This is a genomic window from Skermanella sp., assembly GCF_059503625.1.
Genome location: NZ_JCACHA010000195.1, coordinates 1 through 3,397, shown reverse-complemented (window position 1 = coordinate 3,397; position 3,397 = coordinate 1). Strand labels below are relative to the sequence as shown.

Here is a 3,397-nt window from a genome sequence, read left to right as displayed (position 1 = left end):
TGACCCCGTTCTCCGGAGCGATGAATCCATAGCCTTTGGTCGAATTGAACCACTTCACCGTGCCAGTCGCCATGACTGCAACTCCCTGATAGTCCTAGGCCAGTAATGCCGGATCTTTTTTCAGTCGTTCCGGCTGTTGTGTCGGGCCGAAGCCTGACGTCGTAATCGATGGTGGAGCAGCCCGTCGCAAGAACTTGAATTGACGTAGCAAAGATCCAAACCATGGATAACTTAAGACTACGCTAACGATTCAATCTTAGCCGCACAAGATCAGAATTCACGGATATATCTTTTTCGTCTATAAAGTATAGTACTGAGTGGTCAGTCTATGTCTAAAGAATACAGACCATCTATAGTGATCGACTGCATTTCTTGAAACGCCTGGATTTACAAGTTGGATTAAAATTTAAACGAACACATGGTTTGAACGGGAACTTGCAGACTGACCTTGGTCAGGCGCGTCCCTCGGCTTCCCAAGCCATCCGCTTCCGGTAGATGGTCGAAGCACTGATCTCCAGGAGCGCCGCCGCGCGCGGGATATTGCCGTCGCATGCTGCGATGGCTTCTTCGATGGCTTCCTTTTCGACCTGCCAGAGCGGCCGGACCTGACGCGGCTCGGGCGCCGCATGGGTCATGACGGCGACGCCGCGCTGCCCCGCCGCGTGCTGGGTGAAAACGCCGCCCTGCTCCGCCAGCCCCGGTCCGGCCCCGTGGGCTACCGCGGCAAGCGCTCGCTGTTGCGGATACAGGCTCTGGGCGGACTGGTTCAGGGGGGACGGCAGCATCGACAGCATGACCTGATCGCCGTCATGAAGGACGACGACGTTGCGGATCACGTTCTGGAGCTGGCGGACGTTGCCGGGCCAGGAATAGGCCCGGAATACCTGTTCCACATCGGGGTGGAAGCGGCTGAAGCTCTTGCCCTCCTCGGCGGCGTAATCGAGCAGGAACTGATGGGCGATCGACAGGACGTCGTCCTCCCGCTCGCGCAACGGCGGCAGGTGGACCGGGATGACGTGCAGCCTGTAGTACAGGTCCTCGCGGAAGCGGCCTTCCTCGACCTCGCGCAGCGGGTCGCGGTTGGTAGCACACAGGATGCGCAGGTCGACCTTGTCCAGCTTGGTGCCGCCGACCTTCTGGAAGGTGCCGGTCTGGATGAAGCGGAGCAGCTTGGTCTGAAGCCCCGGCTCCATCTCGCAGATCTCGTCCAGGAACAGGGTGCCGCCGTTGGCCCGCGCCGCCGCCCCCTCTCGGTCGGCCACGGCGCCGGTGAAGGCGCCCTTCACATGGCCGAAGATCTCGCTTTCCATCAGCTCCTTCGGGATGGCGCCGCAGTTGATCGCCACGAACGGATTGTCGCGGCGGGGGCTCTGCCGGTGGATCGCCTCCGCGCAGACTTCCTTGCCGGTGCCGGACTCGCCGGTGATGAAGACGGTGGCCCGGCTGGACGCGGCGCTGTCGATGATCCGGTAGACGCCCTGCATCGCGAGCGAACTGCCGATGAAGCCGTGGAAGCGGCTGCGCGCCAGTTCCTCGGCATAGGTGTCGACGATCTGGGCCAGCCGCAGCCGCTCGACCGCGTTGCGTACCGTCACCATCAGCCGGTCGGCGGTGAACGGCTTGACGACGAAATCGTAGGCGCCGTACCGCATCGCCTCGACCGCCACGTTGACGGAGGCATGGGCGGTGATGATGACGACCGCGGTCGGGATCTGCTGACCCGAAACGTATTTCAGGATCTCCATGCCGTTGATGTCGGGCAGCTGGAGGTCCAGCAGCACGACCTCGGGCGGAGCCTCCCGCAGAGCGTCGAGCGCCGCAGCGCCGGTCTCGACGGCGGTAACCGTGAAAGCCGCTTTCTTGAGGTACTCGGTATAGACACGCGCCAGCGACGGCGTATCTTCAACCAGCAAAACCTTTGCGTTAGCGATAATTTTCGGTCCCGAAGACTAAGATTGATGCAATCGGAGAATACCTGATTCCGCTGATCGGGAGCAATCTTCCAACGCCGAGGCACTCTTGACGGATAGTTCGTTTAGACATCGAATTGCTCATAAGATACCTATTTGCGAGAGAGTCTCAAAAGAGACAAAAAGCGGCAAATGCAACAAATTCAGGGGGAAAGATGCGTCTGACGAACAAGATCGCCATCGTCACCGGGGCCGGTTCGGGCTTCGGAGAAGGCATCGCCCGGACCTTCGCGCGCGAGGGCGCCCAGGTCCTGATCAACGATCTGGACGAGGAAAAGGGCCGCAGGGTGGCCGACTCGATAAATAGTTCGGGCGGCGGAACCGGTCAGGGCCAGGCGATGTTCTTCGGCGCCGACGTGACCGACGACCCTGCGGTTGCGGCGATGGTCGCAGCCGCCGAGGACCGCTTCGGCGGGCTGGACATCATGGTCAACAACGCCGGCTACACCCATCGCAACAAGCCGATGCTGGAAGTCACCGACGGCGAGTTCGACCGCATCTTCGCGGTCAACGTGAAGGCGCTGTTTTTGGCCGCGCGCCATGCCGTGCCGGCCCTGCAGCGGCGGGGCGGCGGCGTCATCCTGACGACGGCGTCCACGGCGGGGCTGCGGCCACGGCCGGGGCTGACGTGGTACAACAGCTCCAAGGGAGCCGCGATAACGGCCACCAAGAGCATGGCGGTGGAATTGGCTCCCCTGAAGATCCGCGTCAACGCTCTGTGCCCGGTGATCGGCGAAACCGGCATGACCGGCGACTTCATGGGCGAGGATACGCCGGAAAAGCGGCGCCAGTTCATCTCCGGCATTCCGCTCGGCCGCATGAGCCGCCCCGACGACATAGCCAATGCCGCGCTGTGGCTTGCTTCGGACGAGGCCGAGTTCATCACCGGCGTAGCGCTGGAGGTGGATGGAGGACGCTGCGTCTAGGCCAAGGCCCACGGCGGGCCGGCTTGCGCCGGCCCGCATGAAAGCCGCGCGTGAGCCCTGCAGGGGCCTTGCCCGAAAAAACTACAGCCAGCCCCGGCGGCGGAAGTAGAGCAGCGGCAGGATCGCCGACACCACCATCAGGCCCAGCGCCAGCGGATAGCCCCACGCCTTGTCCAGCTCCGGCATGAAGTGGAAGTTCATGCCGTAGATGCTGGCGATCAGGGTCGGCGGCAGGAAGACCACGGCGACGACCGAAAAGATCTTGATGATCGCGTTCTGCTCGATGTTGATGACGCCCAGCGTCGCGTCGAGCAGGAAGTTGGTCTGCTGGCTCAGATAGCCGGCATGCTCGCCCAGCGACCGCAGGTCGCGGTTCAAGCTCTTCAGCAGCGCCTTCTGTTCCTTGTTGAGACGGCCGGTGCTGATGGTCGCCAGATATGTGGCCAGCCGGTCCAGGCCGGCCAGACTGTCGCGGACCTTGTTGGTCAGGTCGCCGACCCT

The 3,397-nt window shown here is 62.4% G+C and carries 4 protein-coding genes; 1 reads left to right on the top strand and 3 read right to left on the bottom strand.

Annotation, left to right across the window (positions count from 1 at the left end; genetic code table 11):
• Nucleotides 1–73: cold-shock protein (locus AC5JJ6_RS05030; RefSeq protein ID WP_496040991.1), on the bottom strand; the 73-nt coding region annotated here is incomplete at its 3' end.
• 379 nt (nt 74–452) lie between these two features.
• The gene (locus AC5JJ6_RS05025) at nt 453–1,913 is read right to left on the bottom strand and encodes a sigma-54-dependent transcriptional regulator (RefSeq protein ID WP_496040990.1); all 1,461 of its coding nucleotides are present in this window, start codon (nt 1,911–1,913) and stop codon (nt 453–455) included.
• Nucleotides 1,914–2,125: 212 nt separating this feature from the next.
• Here AC5JJ6_RS05025 and AC5JJ6_RS05020 point away from each other — a divergent pair, with 212 nt between their 5' ends.
• Nucleotides 2,126–2,896, top strand: coding sequence for a glucose 1-dehydrogenase (locus AC5JJ6_RS05020; protein ID WP_496040989.1), 771 nt, complete (start codon nt 2,126–2,128; stop codon nt 2,894–2,896).
• An 81-nt stretch (nt 2,897–2,977) separates the two neighbouring features.
• On the opposite strand, the gene AC5JJ6_RS05015 is transcribed toward AC5JJ6_RS05020, so the two are convergent.
• A partial coding sequence (locus AC5JJ6_RS05015) for a CorA family divalent cation transporter (protein WP_496040988.1) occupies nt 2,978–3,397 on the bottom strand: 420 nt, incomplete at its 5' end.